At 70.2% G+C, this 24429-nt stretch carries 25 protein-coding genes; 17 read left to right on the top strand and 8 right to left on the bottom strand.

The features are described 5' to 3' along the window. Positions 1–33 precede the first annotated feature (33 nt). Both FHU34_RS20370 and FHU34_RS20365 read right to left on the bottom strand, forming a co-directional pair. Positions 34–813: a sulfotransferase family protein gene (locus FHU34_RS20370; protein WP_145783009.1), complete on the bottom strand. Its 780-nt coding sequence runs from the start codon at positions 811–813 to the stop codon at positions 34–36. Then, positions 806–1768 carry a sulfotransferase gene (locus FHU34_RS20365; protein ID WP_145783007.1) on the bottom strand — a complete coding sequence of 321 codons (963 nt, stop codon included), beginning with the start codon at positions 1766–1768 and terminating at the stop codon, positions 806–808. Before FHU34_RS20365 ends, FHU34_RS20370 begins: the two co-directional genes overlap by 8 nt. Positions 1769–2030: 262 nt before the next feature. Between FHU34_RS20365 and FHU34_RS20360 the strand changes: the two genes are divergently transcribed. The 3 genes from FHU34_RS20360 to FHU34_RS20350 are packed head-to-tail and all read left to right on the top strand — an operon-like array spanning position 2031 to position 5242. Next, the gene (locus FHU34_RS20360) at positions 2031–3314 is read left to right on the top strand and encodes a glycosyltransferase (RefSeq protein ID WP_145783005.1); all 1284 of its coding nucleotides are present in this window, start codon (positions 2031–2033) and stop codon (positions 3312–3314) included. Beyond that, positions 3311–4327 (top strand): sulfotransferase, encoded by a 1017-nt coding sequence (locus FHU34_RS20355; RefSeq protein ID WP_145783002.1) that lies wholly within the window; start codon positions 3311–3313, stop codon positions 4325–4327. Before FHU34_RS20360 ends, FHU34_RS20355 begins: the two co-directional genes overlap by 4 nt. A 3-nt stretch (positions 4328–4330) precedes the next feature. Next, positions 4331–5242: a sulfotransferase family protein gene (locus FHU34_RS20350; RefSeq protein ID WP_145783000.1), complete on the top strand. Its 912-nt coding sequence runs from the start codon at positions 4331–4333 to the stop codon at positions 5240–5242. Between the two features lie 41 nt (positions 5243–5283). Here the strand turns inward: FHU34_RS20350 and FHU34_RS20345 are convergent, their stop codons facing one another. Together FHU34_RS20345 and FHU34_RS20340 are read right to left on the bottom strand one after the other, a co-directional pair. Continuing rightward, a complete protein-coding gene (locus FHU34_RS20345; protein WP_145782998.1) occupies positions 5284–6015 on the bottom strand; it encodes a TIGR03943 family putative permease subunit in 732 nt (243 codons plus the stop codon). Next, positions 6012–6977: a permease gene (locus FHU34_RS20340; RefSeq protein WP_145785702.1), complete on the bottom strand. Its 966-nt coding sequence runs from the start codon at positions 6975–6977 to the stop codon at positions 6012–6014. The genes FHU34_RS20345 and FHU34_RS20340 overlap by 4 nt, the downstream gene beginning before the upstream one ends. Before the next feature lie 332 nt (positions 6978–7309). Between FHU34_RS20340 and FHU34_RS20335 the strand changes: the two genes are divergently transcribed. Further along, positions 7310–7726 carry a Fur family transcriptional regulator gene (locus FHU34_RS20335; RefSeq protein WP_145782997.1) on the top strand — a complete coding sequence of 139 codons (417 nt, stop codon included), beginning with the start codon at positions 7310–7312 and terminating at the stop codon, positions 7724–7726. Between the two features lie 151 nt (positions 7727–7877). On the opposite strand, the gene FHU34_RS20330 is transcribed toward FHU34_RS20335, so the two are convergent. Beyond that, the gene (locus tag FHU34_RS20330) at positions 7878–9155 is read right to left on the bottom strand and encodes a CobW family GTP-binding protein (RefSeq protein ID WP_145782995.1); all 1278 of its coding nucleotides are present in this window, start codon (positions 9153–9155) and stop codon (positions 7878–7880) included. 154 nt (positions 9156–9309) lie between these two features. Here FHU34_RS20330 and rpmB point away from each other — a divergent pair, with 154 nt between their 5' ends. The 7 genes from rpmB to FHU34_RS20295 all read left to right on the top strand — a co-directional run bounded on the left by rpmB (position 9310) and on the right by FHU34_RS20295 (position 13514). After that, positions 9310–9546 carry a 50S ribosomal protein L28 gene (rpmB, locus tag FHU34_RS20325; protein WP_145782993.1) on the top strand — a complete coding sequence of 79 codons (237 nt, stop codon included), beginning with the start codon at positions 9310–9312 and terminating at the stop codon, positions 9544–9546. Continuing rightward, the gene (rpmG, locus tag FHU34_RS20320; RefSeq protein ID WP_145782991.1) at positions 9546–9713 is read left to right on the top strand and encodes a 50S ribosomal protein L33; all 168 of its coding nucleotides are present in this window, start codon (positions 9546–9548) and stop codon (positions 9711–9713) included. Before rpmB ends, rpmG begins: the two co-directional genes overlap by 1 nt. Position 9714: 1 nt before the next feature. After that, entirely contained in the window at positions 9715–10020 is a 306-nt protein-coding gene (gene rpsN / locus FHU34_RS20315) for a 30S ribosomal protein S14 (protein ID WP_145782989.1), read from the top strand. Positions 10021–10160: 140 nt separating this feature from the next. After that, complete coding sequence (locus FHU34_RS20310) at positions 10161–10838, top strand: hypothetical protein (protein WP_145782987.1); 678 nt, start codon at positions 10161–10163, stop codon at positions 10836–10838. Between the two features lie 177 nt (positions 10839–11015). Next, complete coding sequence (locus tag FHU34_RS20305; protein WP_145782985.1) at positions 11016–11834, top strand: basic amino acid ABC transporter substrate-binding protein; 819 nt, start codon at positions 11016–11018, stop codon at positions 11832–11834. 76 nt (positions 11835–11910) lie between these two features. After that, entirely contained in the window at positions 11911–12705 is a 795-nt protein-coding gene (locus tag FHU34_RS20300) for an amino acid ABC transporter permease (RefSeq protein ID WP_145782983.1), read from the top strand. Between the two features lie 5 nt (positions 12706–12710). Next, positions 12711–13514, top strand: a complete 804-nt coding sequence (locus tag FHU34_RS20295) for an amino acid ABC transporter ATP-binding protein (protein ID WP_145782981.1) — start codon at positions 12711–12713, stop codon at positions 13512–13514. Here the strand turns inward: FHU34_RS20295 and FHU34_RS20290 are convergent. Continuing rightward, entirely contained in the window at positions 13511–14038 is a 528-nt protein-coding gene (locus tag FHU34_RS20290; protein ID WP_145782979.1) for a GNAT family N-acetyltransferase, read from the bottom strand. The genes FHU34_RS20295 and FHU34_RS20290 overlap by 4 nt on opposite strands. Positions 14039–14316: 278 nt before the next feature. Here FHU34_RS20290 and FHU34_RS20285 point away from each other — a divergent pair, with 278 nt between their 5' ends. From FHU34_RS20285 to FHU34_RS20270, 4 genes are all read left to right on the top strand, one after another. Next, positions 14317–15321: a multicopper oxidase domain-containing protein gene (locus FHU34_RS20285; protein ID WP_145782977.1), complete on the top strand. Its 1005-nt coding sequence runs from the start codon at positions 14317–14319 to the stop codon at positions 15319–15321. A gap of 155 nt (positions 15322–15476) precedes the next feature. Continuing rightward, on the top strand, positions 15477–19283 hold the full coding sequence (locus FHU34_RS20280) for a ThuA domain-containing protein (RefSeq protein ID WP_244311747.1): 3807 nt from the start codon (positions 15477–15479) through the stop codon (positions 19281–19283). 8 nt (positions 19284–19291) lie between these two features. Then, entirely contained in the window at positions 19292–20818 is a 1527-nt protein-coding gene (locus tag FHU34_RS20275) for an OmpL47-type beta-barrel domain-containing protein (RefSeq protein ID WP_145782974.1), read from the top strand. A 32-nt stretch (positions 20819–20850) separates the two neighbouring features. After that, positions 20851–21828: a hypothetical protein gene (locus FHU34_RS20270; RefSeq protein WP_145782972.1), complete on the top strand. Its 978-nt coding sequence runs from the start codon at positions 20851–20853 to the stop codon at positions 21826–21828. Between the two features lie 169 nt (positions 21829–21997). On the opposite strand, the gene FHU34_RS20265 is transcribed toward FHU34_RS20270, so the two are convergent. Further along, entirely contained in the window at positions 21998–22321 is a 324-nt protein-coding gene (locus FHU34_RS20265; protein ID WP_145782970.1) for a hypothetical protein, read from the bottom strand. A gap of 87 nt (positions 22322–22408) precedes the next feature. Next, a complete protein-coding gene (locus tag FHU34_RS20260; RefSeq protein WP_233578732.1) occupies positions 22409–22624 on the bottom strand; it encodes a winged helix-turn-helix domain-containing protein in 216 nt (71 codons plus the stop codon). 439 nt (positions 22625–23063) lie between these two features. On the opposite strand from FHU34_RS20260, the gene FHU34_RS34180 reads away from it, so the two are divergent. Then, the gene (locus tag FHU34_RS34180; protein WP_145782967.1) at positions 23064–23282 is read left to right on the top strand and encodes a flavin reductase; all 219 of its coding nucleotides are present in this window, start codon (positions 23064–23066) and stop codon (positions 23280–23282) included. Between the two features lie 461 nt (positions 23283–23743). Further along, positions 23744–24373 (top strand): hypothetical protein, encoded by a 630-nt coding sequence (locus FHU34_RS33005; RefSeq protein ID WP_167524733.1) that lies wholly within the window; start codon positions 23744–23746, stop codon positions 24371–24373. Positions 24374–24429 lie beyond the last annotated feature (56 nt).

The following is a 24429-nucleotide window of genomic DNA, read 5'->3' as shown; positions in this document are numbered from 1 at the left end:
CCGCGGCGAATGCGCCCAGGCGGCGAGGGCTGTTCACCGGTAGCCGAGGGCGCGCAGGGTCGGACCGGAGAAGACCCAGACCAACAGGCGGAGGAACGGGTCGAGTTCGCGGCGGTAGGTGCCGACCCGGGAGCCGTAGATCGGTTCGGTCACGCTCGCGGCGGCCCGTCGTTTCTCCGCCTCGGTGGTGTACTTCTGCGCCACGTCGTGCTGCTTGCTGTCGTAGTCGAGGATGCCGTCCTCCCACGGTTCGCCGAGGAACTCGAAGAGACCCCGCATCGTCTTCTCCGGCTCGGTCACCGCCTGCTCGTACCGCAGCTCGTAGTAGCGGTCCGGGGGCAGGGTGGCGCCGACGGCCCGCGCGGCGCGGATGTAGCGCGGCCACTTCACCACGCACTTGACGGCGGACCAGTAGCCGAACCGTTTGCGGTGCGAGACCACGACGTCGCGGCCGTCCCGGATCAGGTGCACGATCTGGGCGTCCGGGAAGACCTCGGTGACGAAGTCGAGGGACATCGCATACAGCGGGGTCTTGTCGGCCCACCGGGTCTTGCCCCGCGCGGCGGCGTAGTCGGCGTGGACGCCGCCGAAGAAGTCCCGGATCCGGCGTAGCCAGTCCTCGCGGGGGAACCCGAAGCGGGCCAACCGTTCCCAGTCCCGCCCGACGATCCGTCGCAGGTCGGGCAGGAACCGGGTCTCCGGGCCGCAGCTGATGCTGGAGTGGGAGTCCAGGACGAGGCGCACCATGGTCGTGCCGGAGCGCTGACATCCGACCAGGAAGATCGGTGCGGTACGGGTCGCTGGTTCAGCCACGGTCGGCCGCCTTCGTCTCGGACCGGGCGTCGGCGGCGCACCTGTCGAGCCGGTCGGTCAGCTCGTCGCAGAGGGCCCGCACGCGCCTGTCGATCGGTAACGGCTGGTGGCCCGTTCCGGCGTCGTGGAACTGGCGCGGGGCGATGTGCGCGTGCAGCCCCGGCCGGTAGGGGAAGTCGAGGAAGGCGCAGAGCCGCCGCAGTTGCGCCGCTGGCTCCGCGACGACCGTGTCGTAGCGGCAGAGCAGCACGTCGGCGCGCTGGTCCAGGCCGAGCTGGAAGACGAGCGAGTTGCGGACGTACCAGAAGAGGGCCGCGCCGCTGTGCGGGTCCAGCCTCTGCGGGTCGTGCGCCCGGATCAGCTCTACGGCGTCGGCGTCGAGGCGCTGCCCCTGCCACCGTCGGCCGATGCTGCCGTCGGCGATGGCGCGTAGCGCCCGCAGGTTGGCGTCACCGAACTTGGCGACCTCGGAGCGGGCCCGGTCGTCGACGTCGCGGTAGACCCAGAGCGCGCGGCCGGGCGTCGACCCCGGCAGGGCCAGCAGCTCGTCCACGCGGTGGCTCTCGCAGAGGGGCTTGACCAGGACGTACGCGTGCCGGCTGCGCTGGATCGTGGCGGTCAGCACCGCGTCCGGGCGGAGCTGGAAGCGGTGGAAGAGGGTGCTGTCGTTCTCGTTGCGGACCTCGACCTCGGGGGCCGCGTCCAGGCCACGGACCAGCATGTTCGTGCCGGATCGTTGCAGCCCGACCAGGTAGACCGGCATCGCGGAGCCGGGAGCCCGGCCGGCCCGCCGCCGCCAGCGTCGTTTCGCCAGTGCGGTGCGGACCCGCTCGACGGGGTCGAGGCGGTCCTCTTCGATCAGCCGCCCGATCCCCTCGGTGCGCGCCCAGCGCAGATGCCGCCTGATCCGGCGGGCGGTGTACGCGACTGTGGAGACCTCGTCGTCGGCTGCCACGGGTCCTCCTCGGTCGGGCGCCGGTCCGGCGCACTGGGAAACGGGGGACGACCGGCGGCGCAGCCAGGCTATCGGGAGATCATGGCGGGAGGCCAGGCCGCGGGCCGCACGGGCATACGAAGATCAACCGTTCAGGTACATGCCATAGGTGAACTGGACTCGCAGACCTGCCCTGCATACGGTGGGCCCTGGCCGGGGCGGGCAGACCCCGGTCGTCACCTCCGGGCCCGGTTCGCCCGATCGACGTGAGCAGGCCGAGTCGATGCGCGTGCTGCATGTGAACAAGTTCCTCTACCGCCGTGGCGGCGCAGAGGGTTACCTGCTCGACCTCGCGGACCTGCAGCGGGCGGCGGGGGACACTGTCGCCTACTTCGGCATGAGCCATCCGGAGAACGAGTCGCCGCTCCCGTACGCGCAGCGGTTTCCGACCGAAGTGGAGCTGGAGCCGGCGCCGAGCGGGCTACGACCACGCGCGACGGCCGTCGGTCGGATGCTGTGGTCACCGACGAGCCGCCGAGGGCTGGCCCAGGTGATCGACGACTTCCGGCCGGACGTGCTGCACCTGCACAACATCTACCACCAGCTCTCGCCGTCGGTGCTCGCCGCGGCACGGTCGGCCGGCGTGCCGTGCGTGTTGACCATGCATGACTACAAGCTCGCCTGCCCGAGCTACCAACTGCTGGACCGGGGCCGACCCTGCCAGGCCTGCGTCACCGGAGGCCCCCTGCAGGCGGCCCGCCGCCGCTGCAAGGACGGATCGTTGTCGCGCAGTGGCCTGCTCGCGGTCGAGTCGTGGTTGCACCGGCAGTTCGACGCGTACGACCCGGTGCAGGTCTTCGTCAGCCCGAGCGAGTTCCTGGCGGACGTGATGCGTCGCGCCGGCGTGTACCCGGACCGGCTGCGGGTGGTGAACCACTTCGTCGACCTGGGCGGCATCGCCACCAAGCAGACGCCCGGCGGCGGTGTCGTCTTCGCCGGCCGGCTGGCTGCGGAGAAGGGCGTCGACGTGCTGGTCGAGGCGGTGGCCGCGCTGCCGGACGGAGTCACCGTCGACATCGCCGGGGACGGCCCGGCCCGGCCCGACCTGGAGGCGCTCGCCGCGCGCCGCGCGCCCGGCCGGATCCGGTTCCACGGTCGCCTGGACAAGCCGCGCCTGCACGAGCTGATCCGGTCGGCGGCGGTGGCCGCCGTGCCCTCACGGTGGCACGAGAACCAGCCGATGGCGGTGCTGGAGGCGTTCGCCTGCGGTGTCCCGGTGGTCTCCACCGACCTCGGTGGGCTCCCCGAGCTGGTGGACCCCACAGTGGACGGCAGCATCGTCGGGGCGGACCGGCCCACGGACCTCGCCGACGCGTTGAACGCGCTGCTGGCCGACCCCGAACGGGCGTACCGGATGGGGCAGGCCGGCCGGGCGAAGGTCGCCCGACAGTTCGCCCCCGACCTGCACCTGGCCCGGATCCGCGCGCTCTACGCGGAGGCCGCCGAGGCGCTGCCGACCCGGCGGCGTGAAGACCGCGCGACGGCCGGTGGGGGAGCGGCCCGGTGAGCGCGGTCCGAGTGCTCTACCTCGCCGGCAGCGGTCGCAGCGGCAGCACGCTGGTCACCAACGTCCTGGGGCAGGTCCCGGGTTTCTTCGCGGCGGGTGAGCTGCGCTACCTGTGGCGGCGCGGCATCGTGGAGAACCGGCCCTGCGGCTGCGGGTCGCCACTGGCCGACTGTCCGCTCTGGACGCGGGTACGCGCTGACCTGGCCGGAGCCGACCCGGCCGGGATCGCCGGCCGGTTGGCCGAGCGGCTGCGCCTGCGCGGGCTGCCCGCACTGCTGCTTCGACGGCGTCGCGGTCAACGGCCGGTCGCGGTGCACAGCGACGACACACACCTGACCCGGCTGTACGCCTCGATCGCCGAACACGCCCTCGCCGACCTGCCCGGCGGGGTCATCGTGGACTCCTCCAAGCTGCCCCCGTACGGGGCTCTGCTGGGCTCCCTGCCCGGCATCGACCTGTACGTCCTGCACGTGGTCCGCGACTCGCGGGCCACCGCGTACTCCTGGCGACGGCGACGCCCCCTGGACGGGCACGTGGACGACCGGTTGATGAGCCGGCCACCGGTCTGGAAGGCCGCCCTGCTCTGGCTGGTGTGGAACACCGCCACCGTCCGACTGTGGGGCCGCCGGCCCGCCGACGGCCGCTATCTGCGGGTGCGGTACGAGGACTTCGTCGCCGACCCGGCCGGCACCACCACACGGATCGTCCGGTTCGTCGGCGCGACAGCGAACGACCTGCCCTTCCCGACACCGGGCACGGCGCGACTGGCGCCCACCCACTCGGTGGCCGGCAACCCCTCGCGGCACCGCACCGGCCTGGTCCCCGTGGTCGCCGACACCGAGTGGCTGACCGGGCTCTCCACCCGCGCGTACGCGGTGGTCACCGGACTGACCGGGCTGGCCCTGTCCCGGTTCGGCTACCCGTTGCGCCGCCGGACGGCCACGCCTCCCGCCGCCACGTCCCGTCCGGACCCGGTCGTCCCCTCGTCACCCGCTACCCGGCAGGAAGGCTGAACGATGCTCTCACTGGTGGTGGGTACCGGTCGCTGCGGCTCGACCCTGGTCCAGGAGCTGCTCTCCCGGCATCCCGCTGTCGGTTTCGTCTCCGGCCTGGACGACAAGCTCGCCCGGCTCAACCTCAAAGGCCGGTTCAACGGGACGCTCTACCGGCGTTCGGCGCCGCGCCCGCCGGGGATGACCTCGCTGCGACACAGCCGACGGTTGCTGGAGCGGGGCCGACTGCGGGTGGCGCCGTCGGAGGCGTACCACCTGCTCGACAGACAGGTGCTCGGCGGCTTCTCCCGCCCGTGCCGGGACCTGGTGGCCGAGGACCTGACGCCGTTCGTGGCCCGCCGGCTGCGGGCCTTCTTCGACGAGCGGATCGCCCGCCAGGGCTGCCAGCAACTGGTGCAGCACGTCACCGGCTGGCCACGCACCGGTCTGCTGCACGCCGCGTACCCGGAACTGCGGGTCGTCAACGTGGTGCGCGACGGCCGGGCGGTGGCCAACTCCTGGCTCCAGATGGGCTGGTGGGACGGCTGGCGGGGTCCGGACAACTGGATCTTCGGCCCGCTCCCGTCGGACCTGCGCGAGGAATGGTTCGAGTCGGGCAGGTCCTTCCAGGTGCTCGCCGCCCTGGGCTGGAAGATGCTGATGGAGGCGTTCGCGCAGGCCCGCCTGCGTCATCCCGCCGAGCAGTGGCTCGACGTGCGCTACGAGGACCTGGTTGAGCAGCCCCGCGAACAGGTCGGCCGGATGCTCGACTTCCTGGAGTTGCAGTGGTCCCCCGCGTTCGAGAAGGGCTTCTCCCGGTACGACTTCCCGGCGGGTCGGGCGGCGGCGTACCGCGACGAGCTCAGTCCGGCGCAGCTCGCCGCGATCGAACGGTCGCTGGAGAAGCCACTGGCCGAGTGGGGTTACCCGGTCTGAGTTCGGGACGGTGTCCTCGCCCGAAAACCTCGACAAGGGACTCACTCGTAGGGGTTCTTCGGCGGGGACACCTGTCGCCAGGACTCCACCTCGAGGTACGGGATCTCCTCGTTGTTCACGGGATCGCGGGTGACCCGGTCAGAGTACCGGCCGGTGACCTGGATCCAGGTGTCGCCGGCCAGGCCGACCGGCGGGTTGCCGGCCATGCCGAGTTTGATGGGCCGACCGTCGGCCGCGCAGCAAGACATGATCATGCGGGCGAGGAGGGGCTCTCCGTCCGGCCCCGGGGTGACGAAGCCGGTGAGCTCGACCCGGCGGTTGCCGATCGACCGACCCTTGTCGAACAGGGCACGGCCGGCGTAGTCGAAGACGGTGGTCCTCGCCGGATCGCCGGCGGGCAGCGGAGGCCAGTCGTAGCTTTCCTGGTCGCCGAGCGCCGTGCCCGTCTGCCCGGCGGAGTACGAACCGAGAGCGGGCGGGGCCACCAGCAGCAGGCCGAGGGCTGGCAGGAGCAGCAACCACGCGACTCGGGGCTCGCGGTGGGCGTGTTCGTGCTTGTCGTCTGGTTCGGCCAGATCCCCGCGCCCGTCGACGGGGGGCCGCAGCTCGTGCCAGAGCGTCATCACCGCGGCAGTGATCAGCAGCAGGCTGGCGGCGATGAGGAACGGTCGCAGCTCCGCCTTGACATAGCGCAGGTAGAGGTCGGTGACGGTCGCGCGGAGCACCGCACCGGCAAAGAAGATCATGATGCATGCCTGGGCCAGACGGTTCACCACACCACCATCCCGGTGATGCCCGCGACCGCGACGGCGACCGTGAAGGTGGCCGGGGCGAATCGGGCGGCGAAGCGGCGGCCGAAGACGCCGGCCTGCATGGAGACGAGTTTCAGATCGACCATCGGGCCGACCACCAGGAAGGCCAACCGGGCCGTGAGGGAGAACTGCGACAGCGAGGCGGCGACGAAGGCGTCCGCCTCCGAGCAGATCGACAGCAGGACCGCGAGCCCTGCCAGGGCGAGCACGGACAGCACCGGCCGATCGGCGAGGGTCTGTAGCCAGCGTTCGGGGACCAGGACGTTGATGCTGGCTGCGGCCATCGCGCCGATGACCAGGAAGCCGCCGGCGTGCACCACGTCATGTCGTACGGCGGACCAGAAGGCCTCGCCGCGCCGGAGCCCGTCCAGATCGGGTCGGCGCGAGAGTCGAATCCAGTCCGCGCGGCCCAGGCGCAGCCAGAGCCAGCCCATGACCATCGCCACGACCAGGCTGGCGACGGCGCGGGCGAGGACCATCTCGGGATTGTCGGGAAACGCCACCGCCGTGGCGACCAGGACGATGGGGTTGATCGCCGGTGCCGCGAGCAGGAAGGCCAGCGCCGCCGCGGGTGTGACGCCTCGGTGGATCAGCGAGCCGGCGATCGGGACCGCACCGCACTCGCAGCCGGGCAGGACCACGCCGGCGACGCTGGCGACCGGGACGGCGAGCGCGGGATGCCTGGGCAGGGCCCGGGCCCAGAACGAGCGGGGTACGAAGACCGCGATCACGGCGGAGAGCAGCACCCCGAAGACCAGGAATGGCACGGCCTGCACCATGACCGAGACGAACACCGTCATCCAGGTAGCCAATGACGGTGCGGACAGCAGGCCCGCCACGGGATCGCGCAGGAAGATGAGCAGCACGAGCACTGCCGCGAGGATCTCGACGGAACCGATCCGGCCGCTGAAGAAGGGTTGCAGCCCCTGACCGCGATGGTGCTGGCCAGCGTCGTGGTCGGCGGGCCGGCCGTTCGGGTCGCCTCGGTGGTCCGGCGCTACCGGTTGATCGGCCGCCGTGCTCGTGCCGGACGAGGTCGCGCGCTCGGATGCGGCCACGCCGCCCCCTCCTTTGCTGTGCGGGTGTGACGTCTCTCTGAGCTGCCGAGATGCGAGGAAGGCTCACCGCGGAGGCTGCCAGTGCAGGGCTCGGAAGGCGGCACGTCGTCGGTGCCGGACGGCGACGCATAATGGTCGGACCGGTAGCGCGACGCAACGACGGCACGACAGGCCGACGGCGGCCGCGACAACGGAGGATGGCGGCCACGGTGAATCAGACGATGTCGAATCTGACCCGGAACACCCGGCAGCGCGGGGAGGTGCTGGCGCTGTTGCGCGAGGTGGAGGGGTTCCACTCGGCGCAGCAACTGCACCAGATGCTGCTGGCGCGCAAGGCGGGAGTCGGTCTGACCACCGTCTACCGGACACTGCAACTGCTGGTGGACGCCGGCGAGATCGACTCGACCCGGCTGCCGGGCGGCGAGCAGCTCTTCCGTCGGTGCAGCCAGAGCAAGCATCATCACCACCTTGTCTGCCGTGACTGCGGGCGCACCGTCGAGGTGGCCGGCCCGGCGGTGGAGCGGTGGGCCGACCAGGTCGCCGCGCAACACGGATTCACCGACGTTGGTCACACTCTGGAGATCTTCGGCACCTGTGCCGCGTGCGTGCGCTGAACCGCCCCGTCGATCTCGAAATGGAAACCGTTACCACTGTCAGCACTGTATCGGCTCCGCCGTCCGGACGGTGGCAGGTCCACCGCGGCGGCGCGTCGTCCTCGTGCGCCGACGTCCAGGCTCGCGTCGTGACCGCCCGGACCGCCGAGCTTCAGCCGGGAACCGTGCCCTCGGTGTCGACCGCGATGGGCGGGAAGCAGCCGGCAAAGGGGTCGACGTAACGGAGCCAGGTCTCCTCGCCGTCGGCGAGTTCCGCGTCGGTGAGAAGGCAGCCGCTGAGCGTTCGGTGCAGGTCGGCCGGGTCGAGGTCGAGACCGACGAAGACCAGGTTCTGGTGACGGTCGCCGTAGTACGGGTCCCAGTCCAGGGCGGCGGCGAGGCGTCGTTGGTCGGACACGTGGTCCCAGGAGTCGTCCGGCTGGGCGGTCAGCCACCGGCCCAGTGATGCCATGCTCAGGCCGCCACCGGCGAACTCCCACGCCACCACGGTCTCGGGTTGGCTGGCCAGCCAGAGGTGCCCCCGGGAGCGGATGACGTCGGCGTTGACGGCCTCCAGCGCCTCGTGCAGCCGCCAGGGGTGGAACGGTCGGCGCGAGCGGAAGACGGTGGAGACGACGCCGCAGTCGGCTTGCGGTTCGTGCACTCCCAGCGCGTACCCCTCCAGGCCGCGAGCCAGCACGGCCGGCGTCTCGGGTCGGTGCCGGTCGGTGTCGCGGAGCTGCCGGGACAACTCGGTGGCGTCGACAACGTCGGCGCCGACGTGGACCTGGGTGGCCCACGGTGCCATCCGTTGCAGCAGGACCGACATCCGGCTGGTGTCGAAGGGGCCCTCCGGCGAGGTGCCCCAGAGCACCAGGGTGTCGGCGTACTCGATCTGGCGGACCACGACGTCGGCCAGGGTGCGGTGGTCGTCCGCGGCGGCGTGGATGCCGAGGTCCCGCAGGTCGTCGGTGCTGGCCAACCCGTCGAGAAGATGCTCGGTGTCGACCACTGTGACGTAGGAGTCGACGCGGACCAGGTCGGTGACCGGGGCCCCGTCGACGAGGCAGTGCGCGCAGGCGGCGGCTACCGCTTCCGGTTCGACCACCTCGGGCAGCATCAGCACCAGGTCCCGGTCGGGGTGGGTGCGGGCGAGACGGGCCAGGGTGGGCAGCACGTCTTCGCGCAGCGTGCAGGAGACGCATCCGTGCCTCAGCTCGACGCGCTCGTCGGAGACGATGCCGGCGCCGCTGCGGATGACCCGGCGCACGACGCCCTCCCGAATGCCGCTGATGTCGTGCCGGACCAGTAGCAACGACGGGTCGGCGGCGAGCAGCGTCCGGGCCACGGCGAACGTGGCCGTCGACCAGAAGCCGCCGAGCACGGTGAGTGAGGGGCGGGCCGGTGAATTCGTGGTGGTGCCGGTTGGAGCCAGTGGTGACGACGACATCGCACTCCCCTCGATGCAAATGAAAACCATTGTCATCATAGGTGGGGTCGGAGGTGTCGGTGTCGAGGCCCCCCGGGGTGAACTCGTCGCCACCGGTTGCGGTAGAAACGAAAACCATTGTCGTTATGGTCAGTCCCGACGTGAAGGAGTCCGTGTGTCCCGACGATGTGAGGTCACCGGCGCGAAGCCGAGCTTCGGCAACGCCGTGTCCCACTCCCACCGCCGCACCCGCCGCCGGTGGAACCCGAACCTGCAACGCCACCGCTACTGGCTGCCGTCCGAGCGCCGATGGATCCGCCTCACGCTCACCGCCAAAGCGCTGCGGACTGTGGACCGTCAGGGCGTCGAGATGGTCGTCGCCCACCTGCGCTCCCGGGGAGTGCGGGTCTGATGGCCCGGCAGACCGACATCCGGCCGGTGATCAAGCTGCGCAGCACCGCCGGCACCGGTTACACGTACGTCACGCGCAAGAACCGCCGGACCAGCCCGGATCGCCTGGTGCTGCGCAAGTACGACCCGGTGCTCCGTCGGCACGTCGACTTTCGCGAGGAGCGCTGACGTGGCCAGGAAGAGCCTCGGCCTGCGCCAGGCCCGCCGGGAGACGCTCGTCGGCCGGCACGCTGACCGACGCGCCGAGCTGAAGGGCGTCGTCGCCCACCCGGACACCGACCCGCAGGCGCGGGCCGACGCGGTCCGCCAACTGGCGCGGCTGCCGCGAGACTCCAGCTCCGTACGACTGCGCTCCCGCGACCAGATCGACGGCCGGCCGCGCGGCGTGCTCACCCGGTTCGGCCTGTCCCGGGTGCGGTTCCGCGCGCTGGCGCTGTCCGGCGAACTTCCCGGCGTCCGCAAGGCCTCCCGGTGACCAGCACCCGGGCATCGATCATGCCCGGGTGCTGCTCCGCGAGAGGAAACCGGCTCTGGCGGCCCCGGTCGGCACTATCGACGGGCGTACTCGGGGACCGTTACCCTGTGGCCCCAAGACCATCGATGTGAGGAGATGCGATGGCGCGTCGCACCGGCCGGCCTTCCTACCTGTCCGACAGAGCCGACGAGCGTCGTCGTCGCACAGTGCGCTTCGTGGCGGTCGCGGGGGCGATCGCACTGGTCACCGCTCTGCTGGGAGGTCTGGTCGGCTACCAGGTGGGCCGCCCGGACGCCACCGCGGAGACCATCGCGAGCATCCAGGAAGCCGACGCGAAACGGGACGCCCAGCAGATCGTGGAGCTGACCGAGACGGCCCGCCGCGTCCGCGACCAGGTCGCCCCTGTCCTGACTGCCGTCAAGGAGGAGAAGACCGCCGGACGGGCGCCGGACCCGGGCCGGGCGCGCACCTGGCAGGAGACCATGCGCAAGGCTGCCGAGCCGTTCGCCGACCCGCCCTCGGGGAGTACCGCCACCAACGTGGCCCGGGGTGGTCTGCGCGGAGCAGTGCAGCAGGCGTCGCTCGCCGTCGACACCTACGCGCTGGCCGCCGGTGTCCCCGCCGCCCACCAGGCGGCCCTGCTGGACATCAGCACGCGGCAGGCGGCCGAGGCGGCCACGATCTGGTCGGTCGCGGCGACCCAGCTCGACCAGATCAGCGTCGACGCCGGCCACGGCCACCAGCACGTGTTCCTGGACACAGACCCCCATGAAGGGGCGCTCACCCCGGACGGCGCGGCCGAGGGGACCGGCGGCTGAGACCCGTTGCTGCGCATGTGTCGGGTTTGCCGACGGGTGGTAGCCAGCCGCCCCGATCCGACGGCTGCAGCGTGATCTTGGGGACGACTCGCCGGATCGGGTACGGTCGCTAATCGCAAAGTCTATGAACCAGATTGGCTTTCTATGCGATGGAAGCCGAATCGGAGGGACACAGCCGTGAGGTTCCCAAGCGCCGTGCGTCAGGCCGGTCTCGTCGTGGCGATCGCCGCCCTCGCGGTGACCGCGGGCTGCGCCAAGAAGGACGACAGCGAGGTCCAGGCGAGCGGGGTCAAGCTGGTCACGGCGGGCAAGCTGACCGTCTGCACCCACCTGCCGTACCCGCCGTTCCAGTCCAAGGACGCCAGCGGCAAGGTCACCGGCTTCGACGTCGAGATCATGGACCTGGTGGCCAAGGAGCTGGGTGTCGAGCAGACGATCGTCGACACCCCGTTCGAGGGGATCAAGTCCGGTCAGGACCTGAACACCGGCAAGTGCGACGCGGCCGCCGCCGGCATGACGATCACCGACGAGCGGAAGAAGGTTCTGGACTTCTCCGACCCGTACTTCGACGCCACCCAGGCGCTGCTGGTGAAGACCGGCAAGGCGTACAAGTCCCTCGACGACCTCAAGGGCAAGAAGTTGGGCGTCCAGGCGGCCACCACGGGTCGTGACTACGCCAAGAAGTTCGAGGCGGAGAAGGGCCTGCAGCTCGTCGAGTTCGAGGACCTCGCCGCCCTGCAGCAGGCTCTCGCCAACGGCCAGGTCGAGGCCGCCGTCAACGACCTGCCGGTCTGGACCGAGTACCTGAAGAAGAACCCCGGCGGGTTCGAGGTGACCGCCGAGTTCGACACCGGCGAGCAGTACGGCTTTCCCGTGAAGAAGGACGCCAACCCGGAGTTGCTCAAGAAGATCAACGAGGTGCTGGCCAAGGCCAAGCAGGACGGCACGTACAACACGATCTACGAGAAGTGGATCGGCAAGCGGCCGAGCGCCTGATCACACGTGTAGTGCCGGAGGGCGCGCGTCCCGCGCGCCCTCCGCGTCGGTAACTCCGGGAAGGCAACGAGCCAACGTGAAGCTGCGACGCCGCCAGCGGGAGCGGCTGTCCCTCGGGATCCAGTACCTGGTCTTCATCGCCGTCATCGCCGCGGTGGCCTTCGCCGCGGACTGGGGCCGGTTGGCCGACGCGTTCTTCCGTGTCGACATCATCTCCTCGATGTTCCCGACGATCATCACCGTCGCGCTGCGCAACACCGTCCTCTACACGCTCGGCGCGTTCGCCTTCGGCCTCGTCTTCGGCACCGTCCTCGCACTGATGCGGCTGTCCCGGGTGGCGCCGTACCGGTGGGTGGCGACGGCGTACATCGAGCTGTTCCGGGGTCTGCCCGCGCTGCTGGTGCTCTTCCTCGTCGGCTACGGCATCCCGATCGCCTTCCCGGAGCGGGAGATCCCGGGTGGCGTGTTCGGGTCCATCGCGATCGGCCTCGGGTTGACCGCCGCGGCCTACATGGCCGAGACCATCCGCGCTGGCATCCAGGCCGTCCCGAAGGGGCAGATGGAGGCGGCACGCACCCTCGGCATGTCGCACTTCACCGCGATGCGCACGATCGTCATCCCGCAGGCGTTCCGGATCGTCATCCCACCGCTGACCAACGAGCTCATCCTGCTCACCAAGGATTCGTCGCTGGCCTACGTGCTGGGGGTGACGGCGCAGACCATCGAGATCACCAAGTTCGGTCGGGACATGCTCAACGACCGGGTGAACGCCACTCCGCTCCTGGTGGCCGGCCTGGCCTACCTGATCATCACCCTGCCGCTGTCCCAGGTGGTACGTCGCCTCGAACTCCGCTACGCCAAGGCCCGGTGACCCGCATGACGACCGCACCGACCCGCCCCGCCGTCGAGATCCGCGACCTGCACAAGTCCTTCGGGCCGCTCGAGGTGCTCAAGGGCATTGACTTCGAGGTCGGCCAGGGCGAGGTGGTCTGCGTCATCGGCCCGTCCGGGTCCGGCAAGTCGACGCTGCTGCGCTGCGTCGACCTGTTGGAGGAGCCGACCGCCGGCAAGATCTGGGTCAACGGGGTCGAGATGACCGACCCGGACGTCGAGATCGACGCGGTACGCCGCGGCATCGGCATGGTCTTCCAGTCGTTCAACCTGTTTCCGCACCTGACCGTCCTGAACAACCTCACCGTCGCTCAGCGCAAGGTGCTGCGGCGTGGTCGCGCCGAGGCCGAGCGGATCGCGCGGGCCAACCTGGAGCGCGTCGGGCTGAGCGACAAGGCCGACGCGTTCCCGGCGCAGCTCTCCGGCGGTCAGCAGCAGCGGGCGGCCATCGCCCGGTCGTTGTCGATGGAGCCGAAGCTGATGCTCTTCGACGAGCCGACCTCCGCGCTCGACCCGGAGTTGGTCGGGGATGTGCTCACCGTCATGCGCAAGCTGGCCGAGGACGGCATGACGATGATGGTGGTAACGCACGAGATGGCCTTCGCCCGCGACGTCGCCGACCGGGTCGTCTTCATGGACGGCGGGGTGGTGGTCGAGCAGGGGCCGCCGCAGGAGGTGCTCGGCGCTCCGAAGCACGAGCGGACCCGCGCGTTCCTCTCCCGGGTCCTCGACCCGACCCGGGTCGCCCAGCTCGGTCAGACCGACGACTCACCCGGCTCGCCGGACTAGCCGATCGTGCGGCCTCGCCCCATGCCCAGGCGCTGGTCCACTTTCTTGCCAAGGGATACGCCGGCGTCGGTGTAGCCGTGCCGACCGTAGAAGCGCACCGCGCCGGCGTTGCGGTGGTGGATGCCGGCCGACAGGTAGCGGACCCCCCGGCGGGTCGCCCACCGTTCGGCGGCGAGCACCAACGCTGATCCCACCCCGAGGCCCCTGGCATCGGGCAGCACCACCGTGTGCACCTGCGCCGACGGCTCAGGACGCAGGATCTGGTGCTCCGGCGGGGCCGGGTGCGGTGACACCTCGACCATCCCGACGACCCGGCCATCGATCTCGGCGACGAGAATGCCGTCGCGACCCGTGTCGTCGGCCAGCACGGCCGTGAAGTGGCTGACCACCGCCTCGCGCTGCGGAACGCGGTAGGCGTCGGCGTCCAGAGCGAGGTGAGCCTCGGCGTTGGCCAGGCGCAACAGCACCAACGACGGGACATCTGCCGGACGCGCCGGCCGGACCTCAAGTCGTGCTTCCTGCATCGACCCGATCGTATGCTCGACGCAGCCGTCCCGGGGCCCTGGCCATGCGTGTCAGCTTCATGTCAATCGAAGGCCGTCGTGATGTCAAGGTAATCTTTTTGCAATCAGACCTGTACTTTCGTCGATGGATTACATAAGTTGCTGTCATCCACCGAAAGTTCTGAGCCTTCCGAGCAAAGTTCGCGACGAGCCTCACCCTCAGTCGTGCTACCGCCCCCGTGCTCGGGTCGATGCACCCTGCCCTCGTCGCGTCTTCGCCCGGTTGGGAACGGAGACCCATGGACGATCACGCTGGTGGCCCTCACCGCCACCTCTCCCGCAGATCGCTGATCGCCAGCGGAGCGCTCGCCGCCGGAGCGTTGGGCGCGTCCGCCCCGGCGATCGGCGCCGCGTTCGGAGGCAGCCCTGCGCGGGCCGCCGCGGGCGTCACCAAGAAGATCACTATCTACGCCGAGCAGTTGCCGGGCAACCTGTTCGGCTACGGCCTGGCACCCGGCCAGGCCACCGTCCCAGGGCCGGTCCTGGAGATGTACGAGGGTGACACCCTGGAGATCACCCTGGTCAACACCACCACCCAGCGGCTGTCCATCCATCCGCACGGGGTGGACTACAGCACCGACTCCGACGGCAGCCCGTTCAACGCCTCGTTCAACAACCCCGGCGAGACGCGGACGTACGTCTGGCGCTCCCACGAGATGGTGGCCGCCGCCGGCCGGCGGTACATGCCGGGCAGTGCCGGCTACTGGCACTACCACGACCACGCGATGGGCACCGACCACGGCACCGGCGGTGTCGCCAAGGGCCTGTACGGAGCGCTGATCGTCCGGCGGCGCGGCGACATCCTGCCGTCGAAGCAGTTCACGGCCGTGTTCCACGACATGATGATCAACAACAAGATGGCCCCGGCGACCCCGATGTTCGAGGCGAACCTGGGCGAGCGCGTCGAGTGGATCGCCATCGGGCACGGCAACCTGTTCCACACCTTCCACCTGCACGCCCACCGTTGGGCGGACAACCGCACCGGAATGCTGGAGGGGCCGAGCGACCCCAGCCTGGTCGTCGACAACAAGGACCTCAACCCGGGCAGTTCGTTCGGTTTCCAGGTGCTGGCCGGCGAGGGCGTCGGACCAGGGGCGTGGATGTACCACTGCCACGTGCAGACGCACTCCGACGGCGGCATGGCCGGGATCTTCCTGGTGCGCAACGCCGACGGCAGCATGCCACCGGGCGCCGAGGAGGCGATCCACCGGTTCCAGGGCCACACCCACACGCACGGAAGCTGACCGAACCGAAAGTGGGGACGGGGATGACCAGGAAACTACGACGAACCCTTGCCGCGGTAGCGGCCTTGGCGACACTGATTCCGGCAATGCCGGCGGCTGCGGCCGCACCACGAACGGCAGCCGCCCCGCAGGCGGCGCAACCACAGAAGACAGCGGTGCTGGTGTTCCACGGGCCGGTGGCCGAGCAGCAGGACCCGGTGTCCCGCGCGGTGGACACCATCAAACAGCTTGGTGCCGGTCATGACATCGATGTCACGGCCACCACGGACCCCGGCGTGTTCACCACGGCGGGGCTGTCCGCGTACCGCAGCGTGGTCTTCCTCTCCGCGACGGGCGCCGCGCTCAACCGCGACCAGGAGTCGGCGCTGCAGAGCTACATGAAGGCCGGCGGCGGCTTCGTCGGCATCGCCGACGCGGCGCGCGCGCAGGTCGACTCGACCTGGTTCACCGGCCTGATCGGCACCCGCCCGGCCGGCGCCATCCCGGTGGCCGAGCCGGTGGCCCGGGTGACCGCCAGCGGCGAGAACGCGCCGAACGAGACCAAGGAGAAGCTGACCGACGGCGACGCCAACACCAAGTGGCTGGCCCGCACCCCGACCGCCTGGGTGGCGTACGAGCTGGCCGCCGCCAAGCGGGTGACCGGGTACGCGTTGACGTCGGCCAACGACTCCTCCGGCCGCGACCCGAAGGACTGGACCCTGCAGGGCTCCACCGACGGCCAGAGCTGGTCCGATCTGGACCGGCGCACCGGCCAGGCCTTCCCCGACCGGTTCCAGACCCGCCGGTTCGACATCGCCACCCCGCAGGAGTTCACCCGCTACCGCCTGAACATCACCGCGAACAGTGGGGAGCCACTGACCCAGTTGGCCGACCTGCGCCTGTTCACCGGCAGCACCACCGCCCCGGAACCGCCCGCCGTGAACCGCGCGGTGGTGAACATCCTGGACCGCAAACACCCGGCCACGGCCTCGCTGCCGCTGACCATCACCCGTTCCGACCGGTGGGAGAACTGGGACCCGAACCCGATCGGCACCGTGCACACCCTCGCCCAGGTCGAGGAGCGGCACTACAACCCGGGGGCGGCCGCCAACGGCCCCTTCCACCCGGTGTCCTGGTGCCGGGACTACGACGGCGGCCGGTCGTTCTACACCGGCATGGGCCACACCGAGGGCAGCTACGGTGAGGAGGCGTTCCGCACCCACCTCACCGGGGCGCTGAACTGGACCACCGGCCGAGTGCGCGGTGACTGCCAGGCCACCATCGCCGCCAACTACAAGGTGGAACGGCTCACTGCGGCCAACCAGACCGGCCAGCTGGACCAGATCGGCGAACCGCACGGGCTGACCATCGCGCCGGACGGCACTGTCTTCTACGTCGGCAAGGCGGCCTGCCCGAGCGGCCCGATCGCGGACTGGAACAACCCCAAGGTCGGCCTGGGCTGCGGCACCATCCACTCGTGGGACCCGCGGACCAAGCAGGCCAAGCTGCTCACCACCCTGGAGGTGATGGGCAACCGGGGCAGCGGCTCCGAGCTGGTGAAGAACGAGGAGGGCCTGCTCGGCATCGTGCCCGACCCGAAGTTCGCCGAGAACGGCTGGCTCTACGTCTACTGGATGCCGCACGACTCGGTCGACCGGGTGAAGCGGGTCGGGCAGCGCACCGTCTCCCGGTTCACCTACGACCGGCAGGCGCAGACCGTCGACCAGAGCACCCGCAAGGACCTGCTCCAGTTCCCGGTGCAGATCCACAGCTGCTGCCACGCCGGCGGCGGCATGGCGTTCGACGCCAAGGGCAACCTCTACGTCGGCTCCGGCGACAACAACTCCTCCGAGGGGTCGCAGGGCTACGCCGGCAACAACTGGACCCAGGAATACGAGGGGATCTCGTTCCAGGACGCCCGCCGCACGTCGGGTAACACCAACGACCTCGCCGGAAAGATCATCCGGATCCACCCGGAGGCGGACGGCACGTACACCATTCCCGAGGGGAACCTGTTCCCGCCGGGCACCGAGAAGACCCGCCCGGAGATCTACGTGATGGGCGTCCGCAACATCGCCCGCCTCCAGATCGACCCGAAGCACCAGTGGCTGACCGCCGGCTGGGTCGGCCCGGACGCCTCGTCGCCCAGCCCCACCCTCGGCCCGGCGAAGTACGAGACGGCCACCATCATCACCTCGGCCGGCAACCAGGGCTGGCCGTACTGCATGGGCAACCGGCAGCCGTACCGGGACCGCAGCAACACCGACGCGACGGTCCTGACCGGCTGGTACGACTGCGACAACCTGAAGAACGAGTCGCCCCGCAACACCGGACTGGTGGACATCCCGGCCGCCCGGGACAACATGATCTGGTATTCACCCGACGGCGGCGGCCCGGTGTTCCCGAAGCGCACCGACGGCAGCGGCCTCCCGACCTACGTCGCGGCCGACGCCACCTACACCCAGCCGTACCTGCGCGGCGGCGGCCAGGCCATCATGTCCGGCCCGACGTACCACCGCGACCTCGTCGACACCGACAGCGGCGTGGCGTGGCCGGAGCACTGGGACGGCAAGTGGTTCATCGGCGACCAGTCGAACGCCGCCAACCGGGTCGCGGTGACGGTCGACCCGGCCGGTGTGCCGCAGGCGGCCCCACCGGTGTACGCCGAGTCGCTGCGGACCATCATCCCGGGCGGCAACGGCGACGCGCGCCTACAGAGCTGGATGGACGCCAAGTTCGGCCCGGACGGCGCGCTCTACCTGCTGGACTACGGCGGCGGGTTCTTCAGCCTGCACCCCAACCAGAAGCTGATCCGGATCACCTACACCGGTGGCGCACCCACCCCCGTACCGGCGGCGAACTCTGTCGCCGTGCAGAACAAGCCCCTGACCATCGCCTTCGACGGCGCACGCTCCGGCGGTGTCAGCCACCGGTGGGAGTTCGGCGACGGTGCCACGTCGACCGAGGCGAACCCCCGACACACGTACGCCAATGTCGGCACCTACACCGCGAAGCTGACCGTCACGTACGCCGACGGTGAGACGGCGACGGTGCAGAGCACCGTCACGGTGGGCTGCACGGTGCCGGACGACCGGCAGAACGTCTGGCTCGGTGACAGCGACACCGGCGTGCCCAGTCGCACGGTCGGGCAGGGCTGCACGGCCAACGACCTGATCGACGACGAGAGCACCTGGGCCGACCACGACGGTTTCGTCCGGCACGTCAAGGCGGTGGCCCAGGCGTTGCAGGACGACGACCTGCTCAGCGCCCGGGAGGCCGGCACCCTGACCCGCCTGGCCGCCGCGTCGGAGATCGGCCGGGACGGGCACACCGGGTACGAGCCGCTCTTCGACGGCACCGCCGATTCGCTGCGCGGTTGGCAGCAGGCGCCGACCGGATCGTTCGCGATCCAGCCGGACGGTTCGCTGCGGCCCAGCGGAGGTCTGGGCATGCTCTGGCACACCAAGGAGCTCGGCGACTTCTCGCTGCGGCTCCAGTTCAAGGACATCGCACCGGGCACCGGCCGGGCCAACACCGGCGTCTTCATCCGGTTCCCGGACCTGCGAACCCCTCTGGAGCAGCGCCCACCGGGCAGTTGCGGCACTGTCGGCTCGGCCCGGACCTCGACCGCGTGGATGGCGATCTACTGCGGACACGAGATCCAGATCTACGACGGCGACACCGGTGAGCCGCAGAAGACCGGCTCGGTCTATAACTTCGACCCGGTGCCGCTCGCCCAGGCCGGCGTGACGCCGAAGAACGAGTGGAACGACTACGAGATCCGCGTCGTCGGGCAGCACTACACGATGATCCGCAACGGCGTGGTGATCAACGAGTTCGACAACACACCCGGCAAGCAGTCGTCGCGTGCCGGCGACCCGCCGACCGATCTGCGGCAGTTCCTGCGCGGCTTCATCGGTCTGCAGAACCACGGTGACAACGACCTGGCCGAGTTCCGCAACGTCCGCGTACGGGAACTCTAGGAGAGACGATGCCCCGACGAATAACGGCAGTGCTGGCGGCGCTCCTGCTCACGGTGACCCCGTGGGCGGCGACGCCGGCCTCCGCCGCCCCCCGAGCCGCGGCACAGGTGCTGACCTGGACCGCCGACGGCGACATCACCCGCTACAAGTCCGCACCCGCCCAGGCGGTGGCCGGCGAGACCACGATCATCTGGGAGAACAGCGAGGCCACCGGCAACACCATCGGGATGCCGCACACGCTGACCTTCGATACCAGCACCGAGGGCTACAACCACGACGTCACGCTGAACATCCTGGCCAGTCCGTTCGACGTCAACAACGGCCGCCACCAGGCGACAGTGACCCTCACCCCGGGCCGGTACCGCTACTTCTGCTCGATCCCCGGCCACAGCCAGATGGTCGGCGAACTGGTCGTCACCGAGGGCGGAGGGGGTGGCGACACCACACCGCCGACGGTGGCCGCCACCGTGGCAGGTGACCAGCACCCGGACGGCAACTACCTCGGCGCGGCCACGGTGACAGTCACGGCCACCGACGCCGACTCGGGTGTGGAGACCGTCGAGTACCAGGTCGACGACACGAGCTTCCATCCGTACACCGAGCCGGTGCGGGTGACCGCGATCGGCGACCACTCGGTGCAGTTCCGGGCTACCGACCAGGCCGGCAACACCAGCGCCGTCGGGTCGGTGTCGTTCCGGATCGTCGAGCCGGGGGAGGAGGACACCACTCCGCCGGAGGTGAAGGCCGCGCTGGCCGGCGACCGCGACGGCGACGGCAACTACGTCGGTACGGCCACCGCCACGCTGACCGCGACCGACGCCGGGTCCGGTGTCGCCACCATCGAGTACTCGTTGGACGGGGCCGCCTTCACCGCGTACACGAGCCCGGTCGTCGTGACCGCTGTCGGGATGCACATGCTGCACTACCGGGCCACCGACGTCGCCGGTAACACGTCGGCCGAGCAGATGTCCCACTTCACGGTCGTCGAGCCGCAGGCCGAGGACACCACGCCACCCACTGTCACCGCCACGGTGGCCGGCGACCGGAACGACGACGGCGCGTACGTCGGCGGCGCGACGGTGACCGTCACTGCCACCGACGCCGAGTCGGGCGTGGCGACAGTCGAGTACGCGCTGGACACCGGCGCCTGGACCGCGTACTCCGCTCCGGTCACCGTTCGCGCCACCGGGGCGCACACGGTGCGCTTCCGGGCGGCGGACACCGCGGGGAACTCGTCCGCCGAGCAGTCGACGACGTTCACAGTGGTCGCCGACGGCACCGACGCCTGCCCGGAGTCCGACACCCGGGCGACGGTGGTCATCGACGGTGACGACACCGGTGTCCGCAACGTCGACACCGGCAACGGCTGCACCATCAACGATCTGATCGACGAACACGCCGACTACCCCGGCCACGCCGACTTCGTCCGGCACGTCGAGGCGGTCACCCTCGCGTTGGTGACCGGCGGAACGCTCGACCGGCGACAGCAGGGCGCCATCGTCCGGGCCGCGGCCCGATCGGACGTCGGCGCATGAGTCCTCGAATCTTCTCGACAGGGAGTACCACGATGCCCGGACGTACCGCCGCCAAGCTGGCCACCGTGACCGCCGTCGTCGCCGCCTCGGTGCTGACCGTGGCCCCCACCGCCCACGCCGACCTGGTCACCCACTGCATCGGCACCGGCGGTGCGGTGACCGTTCCCAACGACCTGTACGTGCCGGCCGGCGAGTCCTGCGCGCTGACCGGCACCACGATCACCGGCAACGTCACCGTCGCCGCCGGCGGCAACCTGGTGGTGACCGGCGGCCGGATCAGTGGTGAGGTACGCGTTTCCGCGGACGGCTACCTCGACGCCACGGAGACCACGGTCGACGGCCAGGTGGTGCTCGCCGCCGGTGGGTACGGCATCTTCCTGAAGGACGCCCGGACGGGCACCGTGACGGTGCGGCCGAAGGGCAGCGCGACCATCGACAGCTTCCTCTTCGCCGAGGAGTCGACTGTCGCCGGCAACGTCACGGTCGGAGCCGGCGAGGTCCGGCTCGACCGGGGCACCCAGGTGGAGCGCAACCTCAGCAGCACCGGCACCTACTACACCGACCTGCACGACTCGTTCGTCGACGGCACGCTGTCGGTGCTCAACAGCGCCACCGGCAGTGTGGTGTGCGGCAGCGCGGTGCGCGGCAAGGCCACATTCGCCGGCAACCTGGGCGGCGTGCAGGTCGGCCCGAACGGTGGGCTCGACAGCTGCGCCTCCGGTGGCTACTGGGGTGCCGACGTCAGCATCACCAGCACCACCGGTGGTGTCACGGTGGACGACAACATCATCAACGGCCAGTTGACGGTGACGGGCAACGACCCGGTCGCCCAGGTGGCCGCCAACAACCGGATCCGTGGTGGCGTGACCGGTGACCAGGCGGCGGCGACCACCAACCGGGCGGCGCGGATGGCCGCACCGGACCGGGAGGACGCCGGCGACCAGCGCGCCGAGACCCGCCGTACCTCGGCGGTGCAGGAGGCCACCGAGGCGGGTGCGGCGAAGCTCTGACCGATCGATGCGACGGCGGCCGGTCACCTTTCGGGGTGACCGGCCGCCGCTTTCCAGGTTTGGCGGCCCTGGCGGCTGCGTTTCGCCGATGTGGCGGTATCCGGTGCTGGGGACACCCCCACATCGGCGACCTGGGGTGGATCACCTCGTGGCGGGCTCGCGGCATGACCTATCGCGCTGCCCGCAACGCGGTCGCGACCTGGACGACATCCAGGTCGACGACGACGTCCTCACCATCCCGCATGCCGCGCTCACCGATCGCCAGACCGATCAAGGCGAGTTCGGCGGCATCGTCACGCAGTTCGTACTCTTCGCGGCTCTCCTCGCCGATCCCGCCCGGCTCTTCGCGATTCCAGGCGGCGACGGCTGACTCGGCCAGCGACCGAGGCATCCGCACACTGATTCGACCGACTTGGGGATCGAGACGAGCACCGATCGCCGCAAGCACGGTCCGGTCCTGCTGATATCGCAGGTACTGTTCGCGATCCTCCACGCGCCGAGGTTACGCGAGCCCGAGCGAGCCACCGGCCCCAAGCCGGTTAACGTTGGTGGTCGGGGTACTAGCGACCTGCGGAAGGATCTACTCGGCGACGAAGACCCCAACGCCGGGAAGCGTTTCGGTCATCCCCTTGATCCGTAGCACCTGCATGGCACGATCGATCACGGGCTCCGTGACCCCGTAGTGCTCAATCAGCTCTCGCCGGCTGGGCAGCTTGGAGCCGGGCTGGAACTCGCCTGACGCGATGCGTTCGGCGAGGTCGTCGGCAATCTGCTCGTAGCGGTAACGCGGTGGCACGTGGCTCTCCTCGGTTGGCAACACGAGTAGACCACCTACGTCAGCCCTTGACTACCCAACGGTACCTATGGGAGGTTGCCAAGGAGGTCGATTCCCTCGGTTGGCGCTGTGGGCCGTCCTCGCCGGCGTGGATGTTCGGCGCGTCCCCCGCGCTCGGGCATCCACGCCTCCAGATTGCTCCGGCACAAGGAGGCGGCAGTGCTCCCTTCGACACGGGCAGGGCAGACCCAGGCGCGAGCGGGCGAGGCGAACCGGTGAAGCGAGTCTCGTACGACGAGTACGTGCTGGCAGTGGCACTGACTTTCGCTCGCCGTCATCGGCCGGTCTGGTCCTGGCGACACTGGCGGCGCATCTGCCGCTGCGGAGGCGATCTGCCATGCCGAAGCCGCCACTGCATCCCGATCAACCGCTGCCACTGGCCCAGCCAGGACGGCCCGCAGTGACCACTCACCATCCGATCAAGCCAATCTGGACGTGCGGCGGCTGTGCGGGGGAGTGGCCATGCCAGACCCGACGCCGAGAACTGCGAGCGGAGTACCACCGCGCGCCGGTGTCACTGGCCCTCTACCTGGCCGCCCAACTCGTCGATGCAGCCCACGATCTGGCCCACGTTCCCGCATGCCACCTGCATTACCGCTTCCTCGGCTGGACTCGATGAGCATCCTGCGACCCGGTGACGAAAAGTTCCACAACAGTGACGGCTCGCACAAGTGGATTCCACCGGGCCCGGACTACGACCAGGAGGTCTGGGACGAACAGGTCCGCCAACACAAGCACGGACACCTGAGAAACGAGCGCCCGAAGGTGCGGATCCAGCGCCTCACATCTGATCTCGGCAGTGCAGCAGGGAAGTACAGCAACCGTGCCGGTCCGCCCGAGCCAAGTCTAAGGTGGTCACCGCGGACGTGCGCGGCGGTGTCGTCACCGTCCGCGCTTACGCGGCCTCCGACTACGCCAGGTCTCGGCTGCCTAAAGTCCGCCCGGGTGGACCTCGCTAGGATTCGATCACCGGCCCCGCCGATCCGCGGACCATCTCAGATCGACCGACGCCCTGGCCGGGCCCGTGTCGGAGCGGCCCGTGCTTGCGTGGCGGCGTCGGCGTCGGAAGAATCCCCGGCCATGGCGGAAGATCATCAGTCGGGGCATGGCGGGGACGAGACGGACACCGAGGACCACGTCGCCTCGTGCCCCATCGGCGCGGAGTTGGCCGATCAGCTCATCGGGCTTGCCGACCTGCCCTGGCACGAGCCGGCCGCCACCAGCCGGGCGATGCGGACCCTCGACTGGTCCACCGACGGGGTGCCGACCGACGAGGCGCGCTTCGTCACCCCGGCCGGCCACGCCGTGTACACCGACTACGGCCTCTACCTGCCCTTCGTCCACTACTACGTGGTGGGCGGAGAGTTGTGGCCGGACGACTTCTGGGGTTCGCAACCCGGCTGGACGAGTGAGCGGGGCGCCGGGCGCGTGGAGTTCGAGGCGTACCTCGACGCGGCGATCGACCGGTTCGCCGAGCGGCTCGGCCCACCGGAGTGTGACGTCCGGACCGAGGGCAGGTACCTCGCCATCGGTAGCTACTCCTGGCGGTACGCGGCCTGGCGGCGGGGCGGCACCATCCTCGTGGTCGGCCCTGCCCTGGACGGCTACTCCTACGGCCAGGACGAGGAGGCCGTCGTCTACATCGGGGAGTTTGCCCAGGATCGGGCGTTCCCGGCAGCCGCGGAGTTCCTCAACCTGCTGCGCAAGTAGGTAGGCACCTCGAACGGTGCGAGGCCTCCGGCATCGGGTTCGGCCTGGAAGCCGAA

The sequence above is a fragment of the Micromonospora taraxaci genome, from assembly GCF_007830095.1.
Taxonomy (GTDB): domain Bacteria; phylum Actinomycetota; class Actinomycetes; order Mycobacteriales; family Micromonosporaceae; genus Micromonospora; species Micromonospora taraxaci.
Note: the sequence above shows the minus strand (reverse complement) of the source record. Positions and strands in the feature narration are given on the sequence as shown.

Excerpts from the sequence above, each read along its gene's own strand:
- FHU34_RS20360 (WP_145783005.1), top strand. The coding sequence starts at position 2,031 with ATGCGCGTGCTGCATGTGAACAAGTTCCTCTACCGCCGTGGCGGCGCA.
- FHU34_RS20350 (WP_145783000.1), top strand. The coding sequence starts at position 4,331 with ATGCTCTCACTGGTGGTGGGTACCGGTCGCTGCGGCTCGACCCTGGTC.
- FHU34_RS20335 (WP_145782997.1), top strand. The coding sequence starts at position 7,310 with ATGGCGGCCACGGTGAATCAGACGATGTCGAATCTGACCCGGAACACC.
- FHU34_RS20330 (WP_145782995.1), bottom strand. The coding sequence starts at position 9,155 with ATGTCGTCGTCACCACTGGCTCCAACCGGCACCACCACGAATTCACCG.
- rpmG (WP_145782991.1), top strand. The coding sequence starts at position 9,546 with ATGGCCCGGCAGACCGACATCCGGCCGGTGATCAAGCTGCGCAGCACC.
- FHU34_RS20310 (WP_145782987.1), top strand. The coding sequence starts at position 10,161 with ATGGCGCGTCGCACCGGCCGGCCTTCCTACCTGTCCGACAGAGCCGAC.
- FHU34_RS20295 (WP_145782981.1), top strand. The coding sequence starts at position 12,711 with ATGACGACCGCACCGACCCGCCCCGCCGTCGAGATCCGCGACCTGCAC.
- FHU34_RS20290 (WP_145782979.1), bottom strand. The coding sequence starts at position 14,038 with ATGCAGGAAGCACGACTTGAGGTCCGGCCGGCGCGTCCGGCAGATGTC.
- FHU34_RS20285 (WP_145782977.1), top strand. The coding sequence starts at position 14,317 with ATGGACGATCACGCTGGTGGCCCTCACCGCCACCTCTCCCGCAGATCG.
- FHU34_RS20275 (WP_145782974.1), top strand. The coding sequence starts at position 19,292 with ATGCCCCGACGAATAACGGCAGTGCTGGCGGCGCTCCTGCTCACGGTG.
- FHU34_RS20270 (WP_145782972.1), top strand. The coding sequence starts at position 20,851 with ATGCCCGGACGTACCGCCGCCAAGCTGGCCACCGTGACCGCCGTCGTC.
- FHU34_RS33005 (WP_167524733.1), top strand. The coding sequence starts at position 23,744 with ATGGCGGAAGATCATCAGTCGGGGCATGGCGGGGACGAGACGGACACC.